This window comes from Streptococcus timonensis (assembly GCF_047463455.1).
Classification (GTDB): domain Bacteria; phylum Bacillota; class Bacilli; order Lactobacillales; family Streptococcaceae; genus Streptococcus; species Streptococcus timonensis_B.
Genome location: NZ_JASHDV010000001.1, coordinates 567,246 through 592,164, shown reverse-complemented (window position 1 = coordinate 592,164; position 24,919 = coordinate 567,246). Strand labels below are relative to the sequence as shown.

The following is a 24,919-nucleotide window of genomic DNA, read 5'->3' as shown; positions in this document are numbered from 1 at the left end:
CCCTCACATGGAAAGATATTCCGTGTGTGGGCTTTTTCATATTTTGGAATAATAGAAAAGAGGAAAATTTTATGACAACTAAAGGATATTTTGGACAATTTGGTGGTAGTTTTGTACCTGAGCCGATTCAGGCTTTGTTGGATGAGTTGGAAGTGACTTTTGATAAGTACAAGGATGATCCAGAGTTTTTAGCTGAGTTTCGTCATTACTTGAAGGATTATTCAGGTCGTGAGACACCGTTATATTACGCAGAAAGCTTGACAGAACACCTAGGCGGAGCTAAGATTTATCTCAAGCGTGAAGACCTTAACCACTTGGGCTCTCACAAACTTAACAATGTTTTGGGACAAATTCTTCTTGCTAAACGCATGGGTAAAAAACGTGTGATTGCTGAAACAGGAGCTGGTCAGCACGGTGTTGCGACAGCTGCAGCGGCAGCCAAATTTGGTATGGCATGTGATGTCTACATGGGGGCAGAAGATGTGGAGCGTCAACGTCTCAATGTCTTCCGCATGGAGATGATGGGAGCAACTGTTCACGCAGTTGAAACTGGTACTCGTACCCTCAAAGATGCGGTTGATGCAGCCTTTGGAGCATGGATGAATGACCTTGAAGCCTTCTACGTTTTAGGTTCTGCTGTTGGACCACACCCTTATCCAACTATTGTTCATGAATTCCAAAAAGTGATTAGTGAAGAATCTCGTCGTCAAATCTTGGAAAAAGAAGGACGTCTGCCAGACTACGTTATTGCCTGTGTGGGCGGTGGTTCTAATGCCATCGGTGCTTTTTCACAGTATGTAGCTGATGAAGAAGTCAAATTGGTTGGAGTAGAAGCTGCTGGTCACGGAGTAGATACAGACATGCACGCAGCAACTATGACCAAGGGTAGTGTCGGAATTGTCGATGGAATGAAGACCTATGCAGTCTTTAAGGAAGATGGAGAGCTCGCGCCAGTTTACTCTATCTCAGCAGGTTTGGACTATCCAGGGGTTGGTCCAGAACATGCCTTCTTTAAAGACTCTGGTCGAGTAGAATATGTAGCAGCGACAGACGAAGAAGCTGTCCAAGCCTTGCTTTTATTAAGCAAAACAGAAGGAATCATCCCTGCAATTGAAAGCTCACATGCTATCGCTGAAGCAGTCAAACGCGCGCCGAAACTAAGTAAGGATGAGATTATCATCATCAATGTTTCAGGTCGTGGAGACAAGGACGTAGCTGCTATTGCTGACTACCTTGAAGCAAAGAATAACTAATCATTCCAAGATTAAAGGGAGAAAATTGTGATTTTATTGATTGATAATTATGATTCTTTTACCTACAATCTAGCTCAATATATCGGAACCTTTTCTCCTGTTGAGGTTTTGAGAAATGACGATCCTCGTCTCTATCAAGTAGCAGAAAAGGCAAAAGCTCTTGTCTTTTCTCCGGGACCCGGTTGGCCAGCTGATGCTGGAAAAATGGAGGAAATGATTCGAGATTTTGCTGGGAAAAAGCCGATTTTGGGGATCTGCTTGGGACATGAGGCTATTGCAGAGGCTTTTGGTGGAAAACTAGGTTTGGCTCCAAAGGTCATGCATGGTAAACAAAGTCAGCTCCAATTTGAAGCTCCATCCATTCTTTATCAGGGTATAGAAAATAACTGTTCAGTCATGCGTTACCATAGTCTGATGGTGGAGGAATTACCCGCAGACTTTGAAGTTACCGCTCGTGCGATAGACGATCAGGTTATCATGGGTTTTCAACACAAGAAGCTCCCTATCTATGGCTTTCAATATCATCCAGAAAGTATAGGGACACCAGATGGACTATCAACCATACGAAACTTCATTGAAAAGGTTATCTAAGGAATAGGACGACAAAATAAAAGCCCTCATAGAGGGCCTGATTATCCTAAAAGCAAAAGCTTACTCAAAATAATCATACAGGTAGCAAATAAGAGGAAAGGCACGAATGGGAGTCTTTCCTTTTTCTTTTGCAGGAGAAAAGCTAGAATGCCAGTTGTAGAAGCAAACTGTACCAAGATCAGTATTTCTGTATGAGCAAAAACAAGGGCACAGGAAGCTAAATAGAGAAAATCACCTGCTCCGATGCGGATATCGATAAAGTGAGCCAAAATACCTAGAATAAGGAAGAACATCATAACTAGATTCCAACCACAGCAAACCATAAGGATTATATGAAAAGACAGCCAGACTAGCAAAGGATATTCTTGATGCTTGAAATCATAGATTCCTAAGGTCAAGCCAGCAGTTACCAGAATAACTTGACCCAAAGTTAGAAATTCCCAAGAAAAAGCTAGAAAGAGAAGCCCCAGTCCAAACTCAAAAAGAGCATACCAAAAGGGATAGCTTGAGCTACAGTAGCGACAGCGAAAGCGATGTACTACTTGAGAGACAATCGGAATCAAATCCAAGGGACGTAAGCGAGTCTGACAAGAATCACAGTGACTAGTAGGAAAGATAATAGACTGCTCAGGGAAACGATCGATGACCAAGCCTAGAAAGGAAGCAATAATAGCTCCTACAAGAAAAAAGTAAAAATGAATCATACTTATTTATTCGGAAAAAATAAGAGAAAGAGTATAATAGTTGGATAAAGGAGAAATTTTAGGAGCAAATATGAAAATTCACTTTGAAAAAGGACTTCAGATAGAAAATGCCCAACTCATTTGTTGCTGGTCTAATGCTTTGGGAGAAAGTTATCAGAAGCAATGGATGGGAACAATGATTCCTTTTCCCTTGACAATTCAAGTCTTGCAAGATTTGGAAGGGATTTTTTCTATTTTTGATGGACAAGAGTTTGTAGGGATTATCCAGAAAATTAGGCTAGAAGACAGGAATCTTCATATCGGGAGATTCTTTATCAATCCCCAGAAACAGGGGCAGGGATTAGGTAGCCAGGCTTTAAGGAAATTTGCTAGTTTGGCCTTTGAAAGTGAAGACATAGATACTATTTCTCTAAATGTCTTCGATGCAAATCAAACAGCTTACAATCTTTACCAAAAAGAAGGATTTGAAATCGTTCAAATGGTTGAAGTACCTGTACGAAAATATATGATGAAAAAATCTAGATAAAAAATTAGATTATATTACAAACTGTCCCCGTACAATTTTTGGTTTTCAAACTTGTTGCAGAGAAATTTTCTTGATAAAATAGATATATGACTAGATATAAAGCAATCATTTCCTATGATGGTTACGCCTTTGCTGGTTTTCAGAGGCAACCTCACGCGCGTAGTGTCCAAGAGGAAATTGAAAAAACTCTAACAAAATTAAATAAAGGACAAGCCATTACCATTCATGGCGCTGGGCGAACGGATAGCGGTGTTCATGCCTTAGGTCAGGTTATCCACTTTGATCTTCCCTATCAGATGGATGAGGAAAAGCTTCGCTTTGCTCTCGATACTCAAAGTCCTGAGGATATAGATGTGATTTCGATTGAGGTAGTGGCTGATGATTTTCATTGCCGTTATGCCAAGCATAGCAAGACCTATGAGTTTATTGTGGATAGGGGGCGTCCTAAAAATCCTATGAGACGTCATTATGCCACCCACTATCCCTATCCACTTGATGTGGAACGCATGCAGAAGGCTGTGAAGAAATTAGAAGGAACACATGATTTCACCGGATTTACTGCTGCCGGAACCAATGTGGAGGACAAGGTAAGAACGATCACGGAAGCCAGTCTCAGGGTTGACGAGACCGGTCAATTTTTGATCTTTACCTTCTCAGGCAATGGCTTCCTCTATAAGCAGATTCGAAATATGGTTGGGACCTTGCTAAAAATTGGTAATAACAGAATGCCGATAGAGCAGATTGACCTGATTTTGGAGAAGAAAGACAGACAGTTGGCAGGGCCGACTGCAGCACCCAATGGTTTGTATTTGAAGGAGATTCGTTATGAAGAATAATCGTATTTTAGCACTTTCAGGAAATGATATTTTCAGTGGTGGTGGACTAGCTGCTGACCTTGCGACCTATACTTTAAATGGTTTGCATGGTTTTGTAGCTATGACTTGTTTGACTGCTTTGACGGAAAATGGTTTTGAGGTCTTCCCAACAGATGAGACTATTTTCCAACAACAGTTGGATAGTCTGAAGAGCGTAGACTTTGGAGGGATTAAGATTGGTCTCTTACCGACTGTTGGTGTTGCTGAGAAAGCTTTTAACTTTATCAAGGAGCGTACAGGTGTTCCTGTCGTCTTGGATCCAGTTCTCGTTTGTAAGGAAACGCATGATGTTGCTGTCAGCGAGCTCTGTCAAGAGTTGATTCGCTTTTTCCCTTATGTGACTGTAATTACACCTAATCTTCCAGAGGCTGAACTTTTGGCAGATCAAAAGATTAAAACCTTGGAAGATATGAAAGCTACAGCTAAAAAATTACATGACTTGGGTGCGCCAGCAGTCATTATCAAGGGTGGGAATCGCCTTAGACAGGATAAGGCTGTGGATGTCTATTATGATGGACATGACTTTACCATTTTAGAAAATCCAGTCTTAGAAGGGCAAAATGCTGGTGCAGGATGTACTTTTGCATCGAGCATTGCTAGTCAGTTAGTCAAGGGAGAGGAGCTATTAGCAGCGGTTGAGAGTTCCAAAGCCTTTGTTTACCGTGCCATTGCACAAGCAGATCAATATGGAGTAAGACAATATGAACCAAACCAAAACTAATAAAATCGCCCTAGTATCTATCTTAACAGCCCTATCCGTAGCTTTGGGTTATGTAGTGAAAATCCCAACTGCTACGGGAATCCTCACGTTTTTAGATGCTGGAATTTTCTTTACTGCCTTTTATTTTGGGCGACGTGAAGGAGCCATCGTTGGGGGGCTAGGAGGTTTCCTCATTGACCTGATTTCAGGTTATCCTCACTGGATGATCTTCAGCCTAATTTTCCATGGTTCGCAGGGGTATTTTGCCGGATTTAAAGGAAAATGGCAATGGTTAGGTTTAGTCTTGGCATCGCTTGTCATGGTAGCTGGTTATGCCTTTGCGACAGCTTGGATGAAAGGTTGGGGTCAAGCCTTGGCTGATGTTCCTCACAATCTGGTTCAGAATTTTGCTGGAATGCTTGTCGGCTTCCTTCTCTGCCAAAGTATTACTAAGATTCGCAAACAGTAAAAGACAATCTTCAATGGATGCTATTGAAAAAACTCTAATTTTTTGCTAGAATGAAAGCTATGAAAACACTCTACGATGTGCAGCAATTTCTCAAACAGTTCGGCATTCTTGTCTATATGGGTAAACGCCTCTATGATATTGAACTAATGAAGATAGAACTTTCTCGAATCTACGATGCTGGCTTGATGGATAAGCTGGATTATTTAGAAGCAGAGGCTGTTCTTCGCAGAGAGCACAAGATAGAATTAGACTATTTAGAAAAAAATGGAGATTAGGTATTATGGTAACTTGGGTATTATGGGGACTTATAGTGGCGATGTTAGTATGGATGGGATACAATTATCTTCGTATTCGTCGTGCAGCAAAAATTGTAGACAATGCAGAATTTGAGTCTTTGATTCGTACAGGTCAGTTAATTGACTTGCGTGATCCAGCAGACTTCCATAGAAAACATATCCTTGGTGCTCGTAACATTCCTTCAAATCAATTGAAGACAAGCCTTGCGGCTCTTCGTAAGGATAAGCCTGTTCTTCTTTATGAAAACCAACGTGCGCAACGTGTTACCAATGCAGCGATTTTCTTAAAAAAACAAGGCTTTTCAGATATTTATATCCTTTCTTATGGACTGGATTCTTGGACAGGAAAGGTCAAGACTAGCTAATCTTATGTAAAAATCTGTCGAATGATAGATAAAGCTAGCGTATTATAGTATAATTAATTTGTAATAAATTTAAGGAGTTTTATAATATGGATACACAAGAAAAGAAAAAACACCCACTTATTTTAGGTATTCTATCTATCGTCCTTGGCTTGCTATCTCCAATAGTAGGACTGATTCTAGGTATCGTTGGACTAGTAATGGCTAATTCAAGTCAAAAAGAATCTGGTTTAGACTTTAAAAGAGAAAGAATCCTAAGTATTGTCGGGATTGTAGTTTCTGTCCTTAACTGGATTGCGGGTATCGCTTTATTTTATAGCTAAGTAAGAATTTAAAAAAGCTTTATATTTAAAGCTTTTTTATTTTATACAATCTTCTAGAAGTAGGTATCAATCATTTCTAATATTTCCCGGCTCAAGGGAAAGGTTATTTCTTGCACATTAAATAAAATATCTTTGTATGGTATAATGAATCTGTAATAAATTTAAGGAGTTTTATAATATGGATACACAAAAAAAGAAAAAACACCCACTTATTTTAGCTATTCTATCTATCGTCCTTGGATTGCCATCTCCAATAGTAGGACTGATTCTAGGTATCGTTGGACTAGTCATGGCTAATTCAAGTCAAAAAAAATCTGGTCTAGACTTTAAAAGAGAAAGAATCCTAAGTATCGTGGGGATCGTAGTTTCTGTCCTTAGCTGGATTGTGGACATCGCTTTATTTTATAGCTTAGCAAGAATCCAAAAAAGCTTTATATTTAAAGTTTTTTTATTTTATACAATTTTCTCGAAGTAGGTATCAATCATTTCTAATATTTCCTGGCTCAAGGGAAAGGTTATTTATTGCACATTAAATAAAATCTCTTTGTATGGTATAATGAATCTGTAATCAATTTAAGGAGTTTTTATAATATGAATACAGAAGAAAAGAAAAAAGCGCCAATTGTTTTGAGTATCATATCTATCATAGTTGCCTTTGGATTTCCGGTGTTAAGTATTATTTTTGGTATTTTTGGTTTGGTCTTGGCTAATTCACATCAAAAAGAGTCTGGACTAGACTATAAGACAGAAAAAATTCTCTCTATTTTAGGGATTGTGTTAGGGGTTGTGATTTCTGCACTTATCTGTATCGTACTTATCTCACAACTTTCGAGAATTAATTAAAACAAAAAAGCTTTAGTTTTAAAGCTTTTTTATTTTATTCAAGGACAAAATAGCTTTGTATGGTATAATGAATCTGTAATAAATTTAAGGAGTTTTTATAATATGAATACAGAAGAAAAGAAAAAAACCGCACGTAATATAGGTATCCTATCAATCGTAGCTAGTCTTGTGATTCCAGTGGTAGGTATTGTTTTAGGAGCTCTTGCTATAATAGAAGCTAACACACGTCAAAAAGAATCTGGACTTGACTATAAAACAGAAAGAATTCTAGCGATTGTAGGTATTGTTCTTTCTGCACTTAACTGGATTATTGGAATTTTTTTAAATATGAGTTAAAGAATCTAAAAAAGGCTTTAGTTTTAAAGCTTTTTTATTTTATTCACTTTTCTCTAAGTAGTTTTTAATGATTTTCAATTCCTCTTGATTCAAGGGTCGGTATTGACCTTCTGCTAACTCTGAATCTAATGTAAAATCCCCGAACTGAACTCGTTTTAGGGCAGTGACCTTGACACCGATTGAGAGAAACATTTTTTTTACCTGATGAAATTTCCCTTCAGAGATGGTGATGGTGGCTCGGCTGAGACTAGAACTTGAAGATAGAATCTCAAGCTGAGCAGGTTTACAGGCAGTTCCATCTAAAAAGATAATCCCATCTTTGAACTGTTGGATGTGGTCGGATGAGAGTGGTCCGTTGACTTCAACTTGGTAAGTTTTATCCACATGATATTGAGGATGGAGAAGTTGAAAACCTAGAGGGCCATTGTTTGTTAAGAGGAGAAGCCCTGTTGTATCTCGATCCAGTCGACCAATTGCATAGAGTTGCTCTGACTGGAGATGCTTAGGCAGTAGGTCCATGACCGTTGGTAGTTCCTTGTCCTTGCTTGCAGTCACGACTCCATTTGGTTTATGGAGCATGAGGTAGGTATGTTCATATCCTTGAATTCTTCTGCCTTGGAAAATCAGTTCTTGGAGTCCAGTATCAGTATTTTGTGCAAGGGAAGAAGCTTCTTGTCCATCTACTAAAATTTCTTTTTTTAGGAGAGCCTGTTTCATAGCTTTCCGACTGATTTTTTCCTGAGCTAATAATTTATCTAAACGCATACCAGCCTATCTTATCACAAGATGTCATTTTTGAAAAGAAAAGGCATGGGAAGAAAAATTTTTGAAAACATTTACACTTACTTGAGTTAAGTCATTTTCCTAAAATTGTGGTATAATCGTTCAGTTAGAAAATAATTTTTTGAATATAACAGAGGAAATCATGACAAAATTAAGAGAAGATATCCGCAACGTAGCCATTATTGCCCACGTTGACCACGGAAAAACAACCCTCGTTGATGAATTGTTGAAACAATCATCAACACTTGATGCACGTACAGAATTAGCTGAACGTGCAATGGACTCAAACGATATTGAAAAAGAGCGTGGAATTACGATTCTTGCGAAAAACACTGCCGTAGCTTATAACGGAACTCGTATCAATATCATGGACACACCAGGACACGCGGACTTCGGTGGAGAAGTTGAACGTATCATGAAAATGGTTGACGGTGTAGTCTTGGTCGTAGACTCTTATGAAGGTACTATGCCCCAAACTCGTTTCGTATTGAAAAAAGCTTTGGAACAAGACCTTGTCCCAATCGTCGTTATCAATAAAATCGACAAACCATCAGCTCGTCCAGCAGAAGTAGTGGATGAAGTTTTGGAACTCTTCATCGAGCTCGGTGCGGATGATGACCAACTTGACTTCCCAGTTGTTTATGCGTCAGCAATCAACGGAACATCTTCATTGTCAGATGATCCAGCCGACCAAGAAAAGACTATGGCGCCAATCTTTGATACCATTATTGACCACATTCCAGCTCCAATCGATAACTCAGATGAGCCACTTCAATTCCAAGTATCTCTTCTTGACTACAATGACTTCGTTGGTCGTATCGGTATCGGACGTGTTTTCCGTGGTACTGTTAAGGTTGGAGACCAAGTTACCCTTTCTAAATTGGATGGTACAACCAAGAACTTCCGTGTGACGAAACTCTTTGGTTTCTTTGGTTTGGAACGCCGTGAAATCCAAGAAGCCAAGGCTGGTGACTTGATTGCCGTATCAGGTATGGAAGATATCTTTGTCGGTGAAACTATTACTCCAACAGATGCAGTTGAGGCTCTTCCAGTTCTTCACATCGATGAGCCAACTCTTCAAATGACCTTCTTGGTGAACAACTCCCCATTTGCTGGTCGTGAAGGTAAGTGGGTAACTTCTCGTAAGGTCGAAGAACGCTTGCAAGCAGAATTGCAAACAGACGTATCTCTTCGTGTTGAGCCAACAGATTCACCGGATAAATGGACTGTTTCAGGACGTGGAGAACTCCACTTGTCAATCTTGATTGAAACCATGCGTCGTGAAGGTTATGAGCTTCAAGTATCTCGTCCAGAAGTGATCATCAAAGAAATTGATGGAGTCAAATGTGAACCATTTGAACGTGTCCAAATCGATACTCCAGAAGAATACCAAGGTTCAGTTATCCAAAGTCTTTCTGAGCGTAAGGGTGAAATGTTGGATATGATTGCAACTGGAAACGGTCAAACTCGTTTGGTTTTCCTAGTTCCTGCACGTGGTTTGATTGGATATTCAACTGAGTTCTTGTCAATGACACGTGGTTATGGTATCATGAACCACACCTTTGACCAATACTTGCCAATGATTCCAGGTGAAATTGGGGGACGTCACCGTGGTGCCCTCGTTTCTATCGATGCTGGTAAGGCAACCACATACTCTATCATGTCGATCGAAGAACGTGGTACTATCTTTGTCAACCCAGGTACTGAGGTTTATGAAGGTATGATCATCGGTGAAAACTCTCGTGAGAATGACTTGACTGTTAACATCACGAAAGCAAAACAAATGACTAACGTTCGTTCCGCTACTAAGGACCAAACAGCGGTTATCAAGACACCTCGTATTTTGACGCTTGAAGAATCACTTGAGTTCTTGAACGATGATGAATACATGGAAGTAACACCTGAATCAATCCGTTTACGTAAGCAAATCCTTAACAAGGCAGAGCGTGAGAAAGCAAATAAAAAGAAAAAATCAGCTGAATAAAGGCTAGAAAGAGATAAAGATGATCTACTTAATCATAGGGATTTTATTACTCTTACTTTATATTTTTGCGACGCCAAAGAGTATCAAGGGAACAGTCAATGTTGTAATATTAGTCTTTGGTCTGGTTGCCCTCTTGATTTTATTGATGATGTCAGCTTTCCAAATCTTCCAGTTACCAGCAGAATTTTTCGTTGCAATAGCAATGATCGCTCTTGCTTACTTTAGCTTGAAAGATATTCATCTCATGTCTGAAGGAAAGAAATAAAGGCCTGAAATATTCCTAAACAAAAACACCTTTCGGATTGCAAGTTTCTGCAGTCTGAAAGGTGTTTTTTGTCTTAAATCACTCTGTTGCATGTTTAGAGTAACGTTGGTAGAAATCTACTTTTATTTGAATAAAGTGTTCTAATTCGCGAAAGAGTTGTAATAGGGTAGCCCGTGTCTCAAACTCTTCTCTTGTTTTAGGGAGAGAACGATTGCGAAATACCTGCAGGTATTTCTCGATGTCTTCCAACAAGTTATAGGCAGGATTGGTTTGACTCAGTTGGCTAGCTGTTTTTGAAAAGAGCTGAGCGACAATTAGACTCTCACTAGCGGCTAGTTGGCAGGTGTTAATCTGCTTGGCCATATTTCTTAAAATGCGGGTTTGTCTTTGGCGCATTTCAAAGTAGTGGATATGATAGTCTGTTTGATGAAAGAGATGATCAGAATGGTCCAGATAGACTAGTTTGAGGGCTTCCTCCAATAGTTGGTCAAGTTCATTGACTAGTTGAGCTTGATTGCGTCCATCTCCTTTTTTTAGATAATAGGCTAGGCGTAGAAAAACGTCTCTTAGTTTTTCTTCTACAAGAGTATGATAAAGCTGAATCTCTTTTTGACGTGAAGGCATATAGAGATTGACTAGGAGAGCAAAACTGGTACCGATGAGGAAAAGTAAGAGCTCATTCAGTAAAAGTGCTGGTGCTGTTGATTGTTGGATTAATAGATGGCTAACCAAGACGCTACTTGGAGTAATTCCAATTTCCCAACCGAGTTTATAGGCTAGAGGAACATAGATTGCTAAGTAAAGTCCGAAGCTCCAAATATGATAACCAGTTAGTTGAAAGGCAATAACACCGATTGTCAGAGCAAGCAAGGTTGAAAAAAGTCTATTGCGAGCTAGTTTGATGGTGCTTCTTCGTGTATCAGAGAGACTTAAAATAGCAATGATACCAGCTGAAATAGCTGAGGAAAGGTCAAAAAAGTAGGCTAGAAAACAGGCAAAGCAGGTTGCTAAAACAAGTTTTAATGTACGTTGAGAGATAGACATAGAATATTTCCTTGAGATAATTGCTTTAAAGTTTTAGTAGTAGGTAAGGTAGAAAGGTCTATTCCAAGAGAGTTATTGATAAAATAATTCGTTCTCCTTGTAGTGGTTTGATTATAGTATAAATATGTTTTGAAATCAAGTGAATCTAATAATAGTATAGGCAGATTGAATATTTACCAAACTGGTTCAGATATCGTTTTATGGTATAATGTTAGGAAAGGAGCTTACTATGCCAACATTTATTCAAAGTTATATCGATAAGTTAAATATCAGCAGTATTCTAGAAGAGTTGTTTTCAAAATCAGTCTCTCTAGTCCTTCTTTTTATTGTCTTTTATATCGTTAAAATAATTCTCCATCAAGTTGTGAAAAGAGTCGTTAAACCATCCTTAAAATTTTCCCAGAAAGATGAGGCGCGCCAAAAGACAATTTCTAGATTGATTGAAAATATTTTGAACTACACCCTCTATTTCTTTTTACTCTACTTTGTTTTATCTACTTTAGGCTTACCTGTATCTAGTCTTCTGGCAGGTGCAGGGATTGCTGGGGTGGCAATCGGGATGGGGGCTCAAGGCTTCTTGTCAGACGTGGTCAATGGCTTTTTCATCCTCTTTGAGCGCCAGTTAGATGTTGGAGATCAAGTTGAGTTTACGAATGGTCCGATTACAATTTCTGGTAAGGTCGTGAGTGTCGGTATTCGTACGACTCAACTGCGCAGTGAGGATGAAGTCCTTCACTTTGTTCCCAATAGAAGTATCACGGTTGTCAGCAATTTTTCAAGGAAAGAAGAGAACTGAAATTTCACCTCTTTTATGGTACAATAGAAAGAGTTTGGTAAAGGAGAAACAATGTTTTTAGATAAGCAATTAGGAAATGGTTGTGTCTGGATCAATCTAGATGTAGAAAAAATTAAAAATCTTGAAGATTTATCTGAAATCTACGGATTGGATAAGGAAACCATCGAATATGCGCTGGATAAAAATGAACGTGCCCATATGGATTACAACCGTGAGAATGGGACTGTGACCTTTATCTACAATGTTCTGGATTTAGAAAAGGACAAGGAGTACTATGAAGCGATTCCTATGACCTTTATCGTCGAAAGACAACGAATGATTACCATCAGTAACCATAAGAATGCTTATGTCATTGATCAGATGCTAACTTATCTGAATAGCCATGAATCCCTTTCTATTTACAAATTTCTCTTTGCTAGTCTAGAAATCATTAGTAACGCCTATTATCCAATTATTGAGAAGATGGATAAGAGCAAGGATGAAGTCAATGGGTTACTTCGTCAGAGAACAACCAAGAAAAATCTCTTTGCCCTTTCCGACTTGGAGACAGGTATGGTTTATCTAACGGCAGCTGCCAAACAAAACCGTATCTTACTTGAACATATCCAAGGGCATGCCCTCTATCGTCGTTTGGATGAAATTGAAAAAGAACAGTTTGATGATGCCATGATTGAGGCTCATCAGTTGGTATCTATGACAGACTTGATTTCTCAAGTTCTTCAACAATTGTCAGGATCATACAACAACATCCTAAACAATAACCTGAATGATAACTTGACAACCTTGACTATCATCTCGGTTTTGCTAGCTGTTCTTGCGGTTATCACAGGATTTTTCGGGATGAACGTCCCTCTTCCATTTATGGAGGACAAGCATGCATGGATTTATATCACTTTGGCTAGTGCTGTCTTGTGGCTCGTTCTAGCCCAGTTTCTCAAAAGAATTGCAAAAATAAGCTAAGAAAAGGAGCCAAAATGGCTATTGAAAACTACATGCCAGACTTTGCTGTAGAAGCAGTTTATGATTTGACAGTCCAAAGCCTGAAAGACCAAGGGATCAAGGCTGTTTTGGTGGATTTGGACAACACTCTGATTGCTTGGAATAACCCTGATGGGACTCCAGAGATGAAGCAGTGGTTACATGACCTTCGTGATGCTGGTATTCGTATCATCGTAGTGTCCAATAACTCTAAAAAACGCGTTCAACGGGCAGTTGAAAAATTTGGAATTGACTATGTTTATTGGGCTTTGAAGCCCTTTACTTTCGGGATTGATCGTGCCATGAAGGAATTCCACTATGAGAAAAACGAAGTAGTCATGGTTGGAGATCAGCTCATGACGGATATTCGAGCTGCCCACCGAGCAGGGATTCGTTCGATTTTGGTCAAACCCTTGGTCCAGCATGATTCTATCAAAACGCAAATCAACCGTGCTCGTGAGCGCCGTGTCATGAAACAAATCACTGAAAAGTACGGGCCTATCACATATAAAAAAGGAATCTAACTATGGAAGAAATTCTCTGTATTGGATGTGGAGCAATCATTCAGACGACAGATAAGACCGGTCTAGGCTTTACGCCTCAGTCAGCACTCGAAAAAGGTTTGGAAACTGGTGAAGTTTATTGCCAGCGTTGTTTCCGTCTTCGTCATTATAATGAAATCACAGATGTGCAGCTGACGGATGATGATTTCTTAAAACTTTTGCACGAGGTGGGAGATAGTGATGCCTTAGTAGTGAACGTCATCGATATCTTTGACTTTAACGGTTCTGTTATCCCAGGCTTGCCTCGTTTTGTATCAGGAAATGATGTTCTCTTGGTTGGAAATAAAAAAGACATCCTTCCTAAGTCTGTTAAGCCTAGTAAGATTAGCCAATGGCTTATGGAACGTGCCCACGAAGAAGGTCTACGTCCCGTTGACGTCGTTCTGACTTCAGCTCAAAATAAGCATGCTATCAAGGAAGTCATTGATAAAATCGAGCACTACCGTAAGGGTCGTGACGTCTATGTAGTTGGGGTGACTAATGTCGGTAAATCAACTCTTATCAATGCTATTATCCAGGAAATTACGGGTGACCAGAACGTCATCACAACATCACGTTTCCCAGGGACAACCTTAGATAAGATTGAGATCCCACTTGATGATGGTTCTTATATCTATGATACGCCGGGAATTATCCATCGTCATCAGATGGCCCACTACTTGACGGCTAAAAATCTTAAGTATGTCAGTCCTAAAAAGGAAATCAAACCTAAAACCTACCAGCTCAATCCTGAGCAAACTCTCTTTTTAGGAGGTTTGGGACGATTTGATTTCATTGCAGGAGAAAAGCAAGGTTTCACAGCCTTCTTTGATAATGAACTCAAACTCCACCGTACCAAGCTTGAAGGCGCTAGTGCCTTTTACGACAAGCATCTTGGAACCCTCCTTACGCCACCGAATAGCAAGGAAAAAGAAGACTTTCCAAAACTGGTCCAACATGTATTTACCATTAAGGACAAGACAGACCTAGTTATCTCAGGACTAGGCTGGATCCGTGTAACAGGAACTGCCAAAGTCGCCGTCTGGGCACCAGAAGGTGTCGCCGTCGTCACACGAAAAGCAATTATTTAAACACAGAAAGGAAAGGGTTGTCTAAATTTGGGCGAGCATGGCGAGCCCCATAAAGAATACTTTTCGCCGTGGTGTCAGTTGGTACAAGTGATTGTACCAACTACGGAAAATTTGAGACTTTAGGCTCAAATTTTAGTCATGAAAGTCCAAAGGACTTTGCTAACGTCCGTCACCACTTCAGAAAAGTATAAAAAGAAACTCTTTTATTTAAGATTATGTCACTAACATCAAAACAACGTGCCTTCCTCAACAGCCAGGCACACACCCTCAAACCCATTATCCAAATCGGGAAAAATGGACTCAACGACCAAATCAAAACCAGTGTTCGTCAGGCACTTGATGCCCGCGAATTGATCAAGGTTACTCTCTTGCAAAACACAGATGAAAACATCCACGAAGTAGCTGAAATCTTGGAAGAAGAAATCGGTGTGGATACAGTACAAAAGATCGGTCGTATCTTGATTTTGTATAAGCAATCAAGCAAGAAAGAAAATCGTAAAATTTCTAAAAAAGTTAAAGAAATTTAAAAATATACTCCAAAAAACTGTTTTTACAGAAGACTAAAGGAGATTAGCCTATGGCAATCGAACTATTAACTCCCTTTACCAAAGTGGAGTTAGAGCCAGAAATCAAGGATAAAAAACGTAAGCAAGTTGGAATCTTAGGGGGAAATTTTAACCCTGTTCACAACGCCCACCTTATCGTGGCAGATCAAGTCCGCCAGCAGTTGGGATTGGATCAAGTTCTGCTCATGCCTGAGTATCAACCGCCTCACGTAGACAAAAAGGAAACCATTCCTGAACATCATCGTCTCAAGATGCTTGAATTGGCAATTGACGGAATCGAAGGTTTAGCTATTGAGACCATCGAGCTGGAGCGTAAGGGTATTTCCTACACCTACGACACCATGAAGATTTTGACAGAGAAGAATCCAGATACCGATTATTACTTTATCATTGGTGCCGATATGGTAGATTATCTGCCTAAGTGGTATAGAATTGATGAGTTGGTGGAACTAGTTCAGTTTGTGGGAGTTCAGCGACCACGTTACAAGGCTGGGACTTCTTATCCAGTTATCTGGGTGGATGTGCCTCTTATGGATATTTCATCCAGTATGGTGCGTGATTTCATCGCCCAAGGTCGCACACCTAACTTTCTCTTGCCAAAACCAGTGCTAGACTATATTGAGAAAGAAGGGCTTTACTGATGGCATACCAAGACTATATCAACTGTTCACGTGAAGAATTGTTGGAAAAAATGGCAGAGCTCCTACCTGAAAAACGTCTAACCCATTGTCTGGGTGTAGAGCGCGCAGCCATAGAATTGGCTCAGCGCTTTGGTGTAGATGTTGAGAAGGCTGGTTTGGCAGGTCTCCTTCATGACTATGCTAAAAAGCTATCAGATCAAGAATTTTTAGACTTGATAGACCGTTATCAACTTGACTCTGATTTTAAAAACTGGGGCAATAATGTCTGGCATGGCATGGTCGGTATCTACAAGATTCAGGAAGATTTAGATTTAAAAGATTCTGAAATCCTACGAGCTATTGAAATTCATACTGTTGGAGCTGGTCAGATGACGGACCTTGATAAGGTTATCTACGTCGCAGACTACATCGAGCACAATCGTGCCTTTCCAGGGGTGGACCAGGCTCGTGAAATTGCAAGTTTGTCACTCAATAAGGCAGTAGCCTATGAAACAGCTCGTACTGTAGAGCATTTAGCTCACCAAGGATTTCCTATCTATCCCCAAACCCTTGAAACCTATAACGCCTTTGTGCACTATTTGAAAGAGGATTAAATGAACGAAAAAGAATTATTAGAACTAGTCGTGAAAGCGGCTGATGAGAAACGTGCGGAGGATATCCTCGCACTTGATGTACAAGATTTGACTAGTGTGACAGACTACTTTGTTATCACTAGCTCTATGAATAGTCGTCAATTGGACGCTATTGCTGAAAATATCCGTGAAAAAGTTGCCCAAGCAGGCTTTAAAGGTAGTCACGTTGAAGGCGATGCAGCTGGAGGCTGGGTCTTGCTAGACCTCGGTGGAGTTGTTGTGCATATCTTCTCAGAAGAAATGCGTGCCCACTATAACCTCGAAAAACTATGGCATGAGGCTGACTCAGTAGATCTCTCAGAAGCCTTAGCATAGGAGATGAACTCAGTTGCAGTCAACTGGGTTTATTTGCTTAATTTAGAAGAAAATCGTTAGAAAGGTGAGAGCGAGTGGTATTTCCAGAGATGCTCTTGGTATCATGATTATGGCAACATACGAAACCTTTGCAGCTGTTTATGATGCTGTGATGGATGATAGTTTATACGATAAATGGACGGATTTTTCGCTGCGGCATTTGCCTAAGACTAAGGAGAGAAAGAAACTATTGGAGCTGGCTTGTGGTACAGGAATCCAGTCCGTTCGCTTTTCTCAAGCTGGATTTGATGTAACAGGACTCGACTTAAGTGCAGATATGCTGAAGATTGCTGAGAAGAGAGCTGCTTCAGCCAAGCAAAAGATTGATTTTATGGAAGGCAATATGTTGGACCTGTCCAAGGCAGGTCAATACGACTTTGTCACGTGTTACTCGGACTCAATCTGTTACATGCAGGATGAGGTTGAAGTCGGGGATGTCTTTAAAGAAGTCTATAATGCCCTCAATGAAGATGGGGTCTTCATCTTTGATGTGCATTCGACCTACCAGACAGATGAAGTCTTCCCAGGCTATTCTTATCATGAAAATGCAGAAGACTTTGCCATGCTCTGGGATACCTACGAGGATGCAGCACCACATTCTATCGTGCATGAACTGACCTTCTTTGTCAAGGAAGCGGATGGTTCCTTTAGTCGCCACGATGAAGTGCATGAGGAGCGAACCTACGAAGTCTTGACCTATGATATTTTGTTGGAACAGGCTGGTTTTAAGTCCTTCAAGCTTTATGCTGACTTTGAGGATAAGGAGCCTACAGAAACTAGCACCCGTTGGTTTTTTGTGGCGCAGAAGTAGGAGATTACCATGACCATTACAGGTATTATCGCAGAGTTCAATCCTTTTCATAATGGGCATAAATACCTGCTGGATCAGACAGAGGGGCTGAAGATTGTTGCCATGTCTGGGAATTTCATGCAACGAGGAGAGCCTGCTATCGTGGACAAGTGGACACGGGCTCAAATGGCACTGGAGAATGGAGCAGACTTGGTAGTAGAATTGCCCTTTTTAGTCAGTGTTCAGGCAGCGGATTTCTTTGGACAAGGAGCAGTAGATATCTTGGCAAGGTTGGGGATTGATAGCCTAGCCTTTGGGACAGAAGAAGTTCTGGATTACCAGAAAATTGCGGACTTATATGCAGAGCGTGGTCAAGAGATGGAGAATTTTGTAGATAATCTACCTGATTCCTTCTCCTACCCTCAGAAAACCCAAGCCATGTGGAAGGAATTTGCAGGTCTTGATTTTTCTGGTGATACGCCCAATCATGTCTTAGCTCTGGCCTATGCCAAGGCAGTTGCTAGGCACAACATTGAACTTCATCCAATTCAACGTCTGGGAGCTGGCTACCATTCGGTAGACAAGGATGTGGACTTTGCCTCGGCAACAGCTCTTCGTCAGCATCAAAATGATCAAGACTTCTTAGAACGCTTTATGCCTTCTGTTGCCTTCTTTGAAAATGCTAGTAAGGTGAGTTGGGATAACTATTTTCCCTTGCTCCGCTATCAAATCTTGTCAAACTCAGATCTAAGCACTATCTATCAGGTCAATCAAGAAATGGCAGTGCGTATTAAGGAAGCCATCAAAATAGCAAAATCTATTGAGGAATTGGTTGAGTTAGTGGCTACCAAACGCTACACCAAGGCGCGTGTGCGACGTCTCTTGACCTATATTTTAGTGCAGGCTAGAGAAAGTAATCTGCCAGAAGCCATTCATGTCCTTGGATTTACCGAAAAAGGTAGACAACACCTTAAAGCACTCAAGGAGCAGGTCAATCTAGTTAGCCGAATTGGCAAAGAACCCTGGGATGCCATAACCCAAAAGGCAGACCAAATTTATCAACTGGGACACCCGAGTATAGCAGAACAAAATTTTGGTCGAGTGCCATTCAGAATCGAAACAAACAAAGTCTACTGAGAGGTAGACTTTTTAAATTATTTTTTCGAATAACTAGATAGAAAAGAAAAAAACTTGTACAAGTTTTTTTCTTTTCGTGTATAATAGATGAAAAGAGGTAAAACGAGGTATGGTTATGGAAGCAGTTCTTTACTCAACATTCCGAAATCATTTAAAAGACTACATGAAGAAGGTAAACGATGAGTTTGAGCCTTTGACGGTGGTCAACAAAAATCCAGACGAGGACATTGTAGTCCTTTCAAAGAGCGAGTGGGATAGTATTCAAGAAACCTTGAGAATTGCTCAGAATAAGGAACTTTCTGACAAGGTCTTGCGAGGAATGTCCCAAGTTCGTGCGGGGCACACTCAGGTGCATGTGATTGAGGAGTGACGGATGCTACTCAAGTTTACAGAAGATGCCTGGGCAGATTATTGCTATTGGCAAAACCAAGATAAGAAAACATTAAAAAGAATCAACAAACTAATCAAGGATATTCAACGTGATCCATTTACAGGAATTGGTAAACCAGAACCGCTCAAATATGATTACCAAGGAGCTTGGTCGCGTCGTATTGATGCAGAAAATCGCATTATCTATATGATGGATGGAGATAGCGTCGCTTTCTTATCTTTTAAGGATCATTACTAAGTCTACTGAGAGGTAGGCTTTTTTGTTTTGTAAAAAATAAGTAAAAATATTTCTATTCAAATAGGCCTATTCTAATAAGGAAGTAAAAGATTTTCCACAAAAAAATGATCAAAACATCTTCCATTTAAGGTTTGTTAAAAATCAATTTTTGTGGTAGAATGTATAAGAATGTATGTCATTCGGATAAACAAATAAATTGAGGTAAAAACATGGAAATCATGACAATTGCGATTCTTGTTTTTGCCGTCATCATTGGTTTAGTCATTGGATATATCAGCATCTCAGTCAAGATGAAATCATCACAAGAGGCTGCAGAGTTGATGCTTTTAAATGCTGAACAAGAAGCAACTAATTTACGTGGACAAGCTGAGCGTGAAGCTGATTTATTATTGAATGAAGCTAAACGTGAAAGTAAGTCTCTTAAAAAAGAAGCACTATTGGAGGCCAAAGAGGAAGCCAGAAAATACCGTGAAGAAGTGGACGCTGAATTTAAATCAGAACGTCAAGAACTCAAACAAATTGAAACTCGTTTGACCGAACGAGCAGCGAGTCTTGACCGTAAAGATGACAATTTAACGAACAAAGAACAAACTCTTGAACAAAAAGAACAAAGTATTTCTGATAGAGCAAAAAACCTTGATGCACGGGAAGAGCAATTAGAGGAAGTCGAAAGACAAAAAGAAGCTGAATTGGAACGTATCGGTTCCCTGACACAGACAGAAGCAAAAGATATTATCTTAGCTCAGACAGAGGAAAACTTAACTAAAGAAATTGCTAGTCGCATTCGTGAGGCTGAGCAAGAAGTTAAGGAACGTTCAGATAAGTTAGCCAAGGATATCTTGGCTCAAGCTATGCAGAGAATTGCTGGTGAGTATGTAGTCGAATCTACAAACTCTACGGTTCATCTGCCTGATGATACCATGAAGGGTCGTATCATTGGTCGTGAGGGACGAAACATTCGTACCTTTGAAAGTTTGACAGGGGTTGATGTTATCATTGATGACACACCAGAAGTGGTAACCTTGTCAGGTTTTGATCCTATCCGTCGTGAGATTGCCCGTATGACGATGGAAACCTTGCTTAAGGATGGACGTATTCACCCAGCTCGTATCGAAGAGTTGGTTGAGAAAAATCGTCTAGAGATTGACAACAAGATTCGTGAGTATGGTGAGGCTGCTGCTTATGAAATTGGAGCACCGAACCTTCATCCAGACTTGATGAAAATCATGGGTCGTTTGCAGTTCCGCACTTCATACGGTCAAAATGTCTTGCGTCACTCGATTGAAGTTGCTAAGTTGGCTGGTATCATGGCTAGTGAACTTGGTGAAAATGCTGCTCTCGCTCGTCGTGCGGGATTCCTTCACGATATCGGTAAAGCCATTGACCGTGAGGTGGAAGGTAGCCACGTTGAGATCGGTACTGAATTGGCTCGCAAGTACAAGGAACACCCAGTTGTTATCAATACTATTGCTAGCCACCACGGAGATGTAGAGCCTGAGAGTGTTATTGCAGTTCTTGTTGCTGCAGCGGATGCTCTAAGTGCTGCTCGTCCAGGAGCTCGTAGCGAGTCTCTTGAGAGCTATATCAAACGTCTCCATGACTTAGAGGAGATTGCAAATAGCTTTGAAGGAGTACAAAATAGCTTCGCCCTTCAAGCTGGACGTGAAATCCGTATCATGGTAAATCCAGGTCAAATCAAGGACGACAAAGTCACAATCTTGGCTCACAAAGTTCGTGAGAAAATCGAAAACAATCTCGATTACCCAGGAAATATCAAGGTAACCGTTATTCGTGAACTTCGTGCCGTTGATTATGCAAAATAAATAAGAAAGAGCAGTTGAAAAATTACTGCTTTTTTGTTACACTAGATAGAAAGATTGTAGTTACTAGAAATGCCTTTATACAGATAATCTTGCTCAATTTTTTAGGTCATTTCACAAACTATCCAAAGGAGACATAATGGCAGACCGAGGCTTACTAATCGTTTTTTCAGGTCCTTCTGGAGTTGGAAAAGGAACGGTTAGACGAGAGATTTTTGAGAGTTCTGAAAATCAATTTCAATATTCAGTATCTATGACGACACGGGCACAACGTCCTGGGGAAGTTGATGGTGTTGATTATTTCTTCCGTTCACGCGAAGAATTTGAAGATTTGATTCGTCAGGGACAAATGTTAGAGTATGCAGAGTATGTAGGTAACTACTATGGAACTCCTCTGACTTATGTCAACGAAACACTTGATAAGGGAATCGATGTCTTCCTTGAAATTGAAGTCCAGGGAGCTCTTCAGGTTAAGAAAAAAGTTCCAGATGCAGTCTTTATCTTTTTGACACCGCCAGATTTGGAAGAATTGCAAGATCGTCTCGTAGGCCGTGGTACTGATAGTGCAGAAGTGATTGCCCAACGTATCGAAAAAGCTAAAGAAGAAATTGCTTTGATGCGTGAGTACGACTATGCTATTGTCAATGATCATGTTCCTCTAGCTGCCGAGCGTGTAAAACGTGTCATCGAAGCAGAACATTTCCGTGTGGATCGTGTCATCGGTCATTACCAGGATATGTTACCCAAGTCTCCAAATATTCGTTAAACTTATAGAAAACAGGTACAAGTAAATGATGTTAAAACCCTCTATTGATACCTTGCTTGACAAGGTACCATCAAAATATTCACTCGTTATTTTAGAAGCCAAACGTGCCCACGAATTAGAAGCTGGAGCACCCCCAACTCAAGAATTTAAGTCTGAAAAGTCGACTCTTCGTGCCTTGGAAGAAATTGAATCAGGGAACGTAACCATCCACCCAGATCCAGATGGAAAACGTGAGGCTGTTCAACGTCGAATCGAAGAAGAAAGACGCTTGAGAGAAGAAGAAGAAAAGAAAATCAAAGAGCAAATCGCTAAAGAAAAAGAAGAAGGTGAAAAAATTTAAGGTTGGGGGGACTCAATCTTATTTTTTCTATTGCAAGAATACTCAATCAATTAAAAGGATTAAAAAGAGAAGGAGGTGAGGATATGGCTATTGCAAAAATCATTGTAGATGTCCCCTTGATGCAGACAGACCAGCCCTATAGCTACAAGATTCCAGAGGAATTTGAGGGGATGCTGGAAGTTGGCATGCGGGTTCATGTACCTTTTGGGAAGGCTAATCGCTTGATTCAGGGAATTGTTCTTGGAATGGAACAAGACTCTGATGCAGATGTGGCAGACGAGGACTTGAAAGAGATTGCTGAGGTGCTGGACTTTTCTCCTGTCTTAACGGAGGAACAACTCTGGCTAGCTGAAGAACTACGTAAGTCAGTTTTTTCATACAAGATTTCTATTCTAAAAGCTATGCTTCCGGGATTTTTGAATTCTAGCTATGATAAAATCCTCTATCCTCTGGAAGGCTTGAGTCAGAAGGACAGAGACCGTTTGTTTGGTTCGCAGGAATCCCTAGCTTTTTCATCACTTGACCTAAAAAAGCAGGCTGAGATGATGCGATTGACCCGAAAAGGACTTTTGAAGTTAGAGTATCAGGCTGTAGACCAAAAGAAGGTCAAAACTCAATCATGGGTTGAAATCAATCTTGAACAACTAGAAAAACTAGAAATCTCAAAGCGTGCCAAGAAGAAATTGGAACTGCGAGAATATTTAGTAGCACATCCTGAAACAGTTCCTTTGGCTGATTTGTTGGAACATTACTCACGAGACCAAGTTAACTTCTTTGTGGAACAGGGTGCTTTGACGATTCTTCAAAAAGAAGTCCAACGTTCAGCTGCCTATTTTGAAGGTATTGAATCTAGTCAATCTTTAGAATTAAATCCAGAGCAAAAAGAAGCCTGTGAGGCAGTTGTTGGAGCGATTGGAAAAAAACATCCGCCATTTCTCCTTCAAGGAATTACAGGAAGTGGGAAAACCGAGGTTTACTTGCAGATTATCCAAGGGGCCTTGAATATGGGAAAAACAGCGATTGTTTTAGTCCCAGAAATCTCTCTAACACCTCAAATGACCGAGCGTTTTATTGCTCGTTTTGGTGATAAAGTTGCCATTCTCCATTCGGGTTTGTCCAATGGTGAAAAGTATGATGAGTGGCGCAAGGTGGAGCGTGGAGATGCTCAGGTAGTTGTTGGGGCCAGGTCTGCTATTTTTGCACCTTTGAAAAATCTAGGTGTTATCATTATCGATGAAGAGCACGAGGCTAGCTATAAGCAAGACAGCAATCCTCGTTATCATGCTAGAGATGTGGCTCTTTTACGAGCTCAGTACAATCAAGCAGCATTAGTCCTTGGTTCTGCAACACCGAGTCTAGAAAGTCGTGCGCGTGCTGGCAAGGGTGTTTATCAGCATCTGCGCCTGACTCAACGTGCCAATCCTTTAGCAAGTATTCCTCAAGTTCAACTGATTGACTTTCGTGACTATATCGGGCAAAATGAAACATCTAACTTTACACCCCCTTTGATTGAGGCAATTCAAGATCGATTAGATAAAAAAGAGCAGGTTGTTCTCATGCTCAATCGCCGTGGTTATTCTAGCTTTGTCATGTGTCGGGAATGTGGGACCGTGGACACCTGTCCAAACTGCGATATTTCTCTAACGCTTCACATGGATACCAAGACCATGAACTGTCATTATTGTGGTTTTTCGAAAGAAATTCCCCATGTCTGTCCAAACTGTCAGAGTCGTAGTATTCGTTACTATGGAACTGGGACTCAAAAGGCCTACGATGAGCTAGCAGAACTCTTTCCAGAGGCTTGCATTTTACGAATGGATGTGGATACAACTCGTAAGAAGGGCAGCCACCAAGCTCTACTTGAACAATTTGGCAAGGGTGAAGCGGACATATTGCTAGGAACCCAGATGATTGCCAAGGGCTTGGATTTCCCGAATGTGACCTTGGTTGGTGTTCTCAATGCAGATACAGCCTTGAATCTGCCTGATTTCCGTTCTTCTGAAAGAACCTTCCAACTCTTGACCCAGGTAGCAGGACGAGCAGGTCGAGCTGAAAAGGCAGGTCAAGTCTTGATTCAGTCCTATAATCCTCAGCATTATGCCATTCGTTTTGTCAAGGATCAGGACTACGAAGGTTTTTATTCCTACGAAATGGGAATCAGACGTCAGTTAGGTTACCCGCCTTATTATTTCACTATTGGAATTACCTTGTCTCATAAGAAAGAAGAAGAGGTTCTTAAACGTGCTTATCAAGTCATGGAAATATTGCGGTCAGGTTTGTCGGATGCTAGTATAATTCTTGGTCCAACGCCAAAACCTATCGCTCGTACTCATAACCTCTATCACTACCAAATATTGATTAAATACCGTTTAGAAGATGAGTTGGCTTCTACCCTTAATCAGGTCTTAGCCCTAACTCAAGAACGTGAAAATAGCGAACTTCGTCTCAGTATTGACCACGAACCGCAACAATTTTTATAGAAGG

The 24,919-nt window shown here is 40.4% G+C and carries 33 protein-coding genes and 1 other annotated feature (1 of these 34 running past the window's edge); of the genes, 30 read left to right on the top strand and 3 right to left on the bottom strand.

Features of this window, described 5'->3' with window-relative positions:
• Positions 1-8 (top strand) — a binding site (T-box leader); it begins 224 nt to the left of the window's first position.
• A gap of 63 nt (positions 9-71) precedes the next feature.
• Together trpB and QM847_RS03070 are read left to right on the top strand one after the other, a co-directional pair.
• Positions 72-1,253 (top strand): tryptophan synthase subunit beta, encoded by a 1,182-nt coding sequence (gene trpB, locus QM847_RS03075; protein ID WP_414353710.1) that lies wholly within the window; start codon positions 72-74, stop codon positions 1,251-1,253.
• Positions 1,254-1,280: 27 nt separating this feature from the next.
• On the top strand, positions 1,281-1,844 hold the full coding sequence (locus QM847_RS03070) for an aminodeoxychorismate/anthranilate synthase component II (RefSeq protein ID WP_414353708.1): 564 nt from the start codon (positions 1,281-1,283) through the stop codon (positions 1,842-1,844).
• Positions 1,845-1,885: 41 nt separating this feature from the next.
• On the opposite strand, the gene QM847_RS03065 is transcribed toward QM847_RS03070, so the two are convergent.
• Positions 1,886-2,548, bottom strand: coding sequence for a prepilin peptidase (locus QM847_RS03065; RefSeq protein ID WP_414353706.1), 663 nt, complete (start codon positions 2,546-2,548; stop codon positions 1,886-1,888).
• 70 nt (positions 2,549-2,618) lie between these two features.
• Between QM847_RS03065 and QM847_RS03060 the strand changes: the two genes are divergently transcribed.
• The 10 genes from QM847_RS03060 (at position 2,619) to QM847_RS03015 (ending at position 7,278) form a co-directional block, all read left to right on the top strand.
• Complete coding sequence (locus QM847_RS03060; RefSeq protein WP_414353704.1) at positions 2,619-3,074, top strand: GNAT family N-acetyltransferase; 456 nt, start codon at positions 2,619-2,621, stop codon at positions 3,072-3,074.
• Positions 3,075-3,160: 86 nt separating this feature from the next.
• Complete coding sequence (truA, locus tag QM847_RS03055; protein WP_414353702.1) at positions 3,161-3,910, top strand: tRNA pseudouridine(38-40) synthase TruA; 750 nt, start codon at positions 3,161-3,163, stop codon at positions 3,908-3,910.
• On the top strand, positions 3,900-4,670 hold the full coding sequence (locus QM847_RS03050) for a bifunctional hydroxymethylpyrimidine kinase/phosphomethylpyrimidine kinase (RefSeq protein WP_414353699.1): 771 nt from the start codon (positions 3,900-3,902) through the stop codon (positions 4,668-4,670). Before truA ends, QM847_RS03050 begins: the two co-directional genes overlap by 11 nt.
• On the top strand, positions 4,651-5,118 hold the full coding sequence (locus QM847_RS03045; protein ID WP_414353697.1) for an ECF transporter S component: 468 nt from the start codon (positions 4,651-4,653) through the stop codon (positions 5,116-5,118). Before QM847_RS03050 ends, QM847_RS03045 begins: the two co-directional genes overlap by 20 nt.
• A 50-nt stretch (positions 5,119-5,168) precedes the next feature.
• Positions 5,169-5,393, top strand: coding sequence for a YqgQ family protein (locus tag QM847_RS03040; RefSeq protein WP_185928421.1), 225 nt, complete (start codon positions 5,169-5,171; stop codon positions 5,391-5,393).
• Positions 5,394-5,398: 5 nt separating this feature from the next.
• Complete coding sequence (locus QM847_RS03035) at positions 5,399-5,779, top strand: rhodanese-like domain-containing protein (protein WP_414353695.1); 381 nt, start codon at positions 5,399-5,401, stop codon at positions 5,777-5,779.
• Positions 5,780-5,865: 86 nt separating this feature from the next.
• Entirely contained in the window at positions 5,866-6,099 is a 234-nt protein-coding gene (locus tag QM847_RS03030) for a DUF4190 domain-containing protein (RefSeq protein WP_142556577.1), read from the top strand.
• 178 nt (positions 6,100-6,277) lie between these two features.
• Positions 6,278-6,574 carry a DUF4190 domain-containing protein gene (locus tag QM847_RS03025; protein WP_414353693.1) on the top strand — a complete coding sequence of 99 codons (297 nt, stop codon included), beginning with the start codon at positions 6,278-6,280 and terminating at the stop codon, positions 6,572-6,574.
• A 116-nt stretch (positions 6,575-6,690) separates the two neighbouring features.
• Positions 6,691-6,942: a hypothetical protein gene (locus tag QM847_RS03020; RefSeq protein ID WP_269798311.1), complete on the top strand. Its 252-nt coding sequence runs from the start codon at positions 6,691-6,693 to the stop codon at positions 6,940-6,942.
• Between the two features lie 102 nt (positions 6,943-7,044).
• Complete coding sequence (locus QM847_RS03015) at positions 7,045-7,278, top strand: DUF4190 domain-containing protein (protein WP_414353692.1); 234 nt, start codon at positions 7,045-7,047, stop codon at positions 7,276-7,278.
• 39 nt (positions 7,279-7,317) lie between these two features.
• Here the strand turns inward: QM847_RS03015 and QM847_RS03010 are convergent, their stop codons facing one another.
• Positions 7,318-8,043 (bottom strand): pseudouridine synthase, encoded by a 726-nt coding sequence (locus QM847_RS03010; protein WP_414353690.1) that lies wholly within the window; start codon positions 8,041-8,043, stop codon positions 7,318-7,320.
• Positions 8,044-8,203: 160 nt separating this feature from the next.
• On the opposite strand from QM847_RS03010, the gene typA reads away from it, so the two are divergent.
• The gene (typA, locus tag QM847_RS03005; RefSeq protein WP_414353689.1) at positions 8,204-10,045 is read left to right on the top strand and encodes a translational GTPase TypA; all 1,842 of its coding nucleotides are present in this window, start codon (positions 8,204-8,206) and stop codon (positions 10,043-10,045) included.
• A 19-nt stretch (positions 10,046-10,064) separates the two neighbouring features.
• Positions 10,065-10,310, top strand: a complete 246-nt coding sequence (locus QM847_RS03000; RefSeq protein WP_414353687.1) for a DUF3165 family protein — start codon at positions 10,065-10,067, stop codon at positions 10,308-10,310.
• 78 nt (positions 10,311-10,388) lie between these two features.
• Here QM847_RS03000 and QM847_RS02995 read toward each other — a convergent pair whose 3' ends face one another.
• Positions 10,389-11,354 (bottom strand): aromatic acid exporter family protein, encoded by a 966-nt coding sequence (locus tag QM847_RS02995; protein WP_414353685.1) that lies wholly within the window; start codon positions 11,352-11,354, stop codon positions 10,389-10,391.
• Between the two features lie 229 nt (positions 11,355-11,583).
• Here QM847_RS02995 and QM847_RS02990 point away from each other — a divergent pair, with 229 nt between their 5' ends.
• The 16 genes from QM847_RS02990 to QM847_RS02915 all read left to right on the top strand — a co-directional run bounded on the left by QM847_RS02990 (position 11,584) and on the right by QM847_RS02915 (position 24,915).
• The gene (locus QM847_RS02990; protein WP_414353683.1) at positions 11,584-12,150 is read left to right on the top strand and encodes a mechanosensitive ion channel family protein; all 567 of its coding nucleotides are present in this window, start codon (positions 11,584-11,586) and stop codon (positions 12,148-12,150) included.
• Between the two features lie 51 nt (positions 12,151-12,201).
• A complete protein-coding gene (locus QM847_RS02985) occupies positions 12,202-13,110 on the top strand; it encodes a magnesium transporter CorA family protein (RefSeq protein WP_414353681.1) in 909 nt (302 codons plus the stop codon).
• 14 nt (positions 13,111-13,124) lie between these two features.
• A complete protein-coding gene (locus tag QM847_RS02980; protein ID WP_414353679.1) occupies positions 13,125-13,652 on the top strand; it encodes a YqeG family HAD IIIA-type phosphatase in 528 nt (175 codons plus the stop codon).
• 2 nt (positions 13,653-13,654) lie between these two features.
• On the top strand, positions 13,655-14,761 hold the full coding sequence (yqeH, locus tag QM847_RS02975; RefSeq protein ID WP_414353677.1) for a ribosome biogenesis GTPase YqeH: 1,107 nt from the start codon (positions 13,655-13,657) through the stop codon (positions 14,759-14,761).
• Between the two features lie 215 nt (positions 14,762-14,976).
• Positions 14,977-15,288: a ribosome assembly RNA-binding protein YhbY gene (gene yhbY / locus QM847_RS02970; protein WP_000060171.1), complete on the top strand. Its 312-nt coding sequence runs from the start codon at positions 14,977-14,979 to the stop codon at positions 15,286-15,288.
• A gap of 50 nt (positions 15,289-15,338) precedes the next feature.
• Positions 15,339-15,968, top strand: coding sequence for a nicotinate-nucleotide adenylyltransferase (locus QM847_RS02965; protein ID WP_414353675.1), 630 nt, complete (start codon positions 15,339-15,341; stop codon positions 15,966-15,968).
• The gene (gene yqeK / locus QM847_RS02960; RefSeq protein WP_414353673.1) at positions 15,968-16,561 is read left to right on the top strand and encodes a bis(5'-nucleosyl)-tetraphosphatase (symmetrical) YqeK; all 594 of its coding nucleotides are present in this window, start codon (positions 15,968-15,970) and stop codon (positions 16,559-16,561) included. Before QM847_RS02965 ends, yqeK begins: the two co-directional genes overlap by 1 nt.
• Positions 16,562-16,915, top strand: a complete 354-nt coding sequence (rsfS, locus tag QM847_RS02955; RefSeq protein WP_414353671.1) for a ribosome silencing factor — start codon at positions 16,562-16,564, stop codon at positions 16,913-16,915.
• A 109-nt stretch (positions 16,916-17,024) separates the two neighbouring features.
• A complete protein-coding gene (locus tag QM847_RS02950) occupies positions 17,025-17,765 on the top strand; it encodes a class I SAM-dependent DNA methyltransferase (RefSeq protein WP_061439688.1) in 741 nt (246 codons plus the stop codon).
• 9 nt (positions 17,766-17,774) lie between these two features.
• Positions 17,775-18,881, top strand: a complete 1,107-nt coding sequence (locus QM847_RS02945) for a nucleotidyltransferase (RefSeq protein ID WP_414353669.1) — start codon at positions 17,775-17,777, stop codon at positions 18,879-18,881.
• Between the two features lie 115 nt (positions 18,882-18,996).
• Entirely contained in the window at positions 18,997-19,251 is a 255-nt protein-coding gene (locus QM847_RS02940; protein ID WP_186822552.1) for a type II toxin-antitoxin system Phd/YefM family antitoxin, read from the top strand.
• Between the two features lie 3 nt (positions 19,252-19,254).
• Positions 19,255-19,509 carry a Txe/YoeB family addiction module toxin gene (locus QM847_RS02935; RefSeq protein ID WP_250307520.1) on the top strand — a complete coding sequence of 85 codons (255 nt, stop codon included), beginning with the start codon at positions 19,255-19,257 and terminating at the stop codon, positions 19,507-19,509.
• Between the two features lie 209 nt (positions 19,510-19,718).
• Entirely contained in the window at positions 19,719-21,332 is a 1,614-nt protein-coding gene (locus QM847_RS02930) for a ribonuclease Y (RefSeq protein ID WP_414353667.1), read from the top strand.
• Positions 21,333-21,468: 136 nt separating this feature from the next.
• The gene (gmk, locus tag QM847_RS02925) at positions 21,469-22,095 is read left to right on the top strand and encodes a guanylate kinase (protein ID WP_414353664.1); all 627 of its coding nucleotides are present in this window, start codon (positions 21,469-21,471) and stop codon (positions 22,093-22,095) included.
• Between the two features lie 25 nt (positions 22,096-22,120).
• Positions 22,121-22,435: a DNA-directed RNA polymerase subunit omega gene (gene rpoZ / locus QM847_RS02920; protein ID WP_414353662.1), complete on the top strand. Its 315-nt coding sequence runs from the start codon at positions 22,121-22,123 to the stop codon at positions 22,433-22,435.
• An 83-nt stretch (positions 22,436-22,518) separates the two neighbouring features.
• On the top strand, positions 22,519-24,915 hold the full coding sequence (locus tag QM847_RS02915; protein ID WP_414353660.1) for a primosomal protein N': 2,397 nt from the start codon (positions 22,519-22,521) through the stop codon (positions 24,913-24,915).
• Positions 24,916-24,919: the final 4 nt, after the last annotated feature.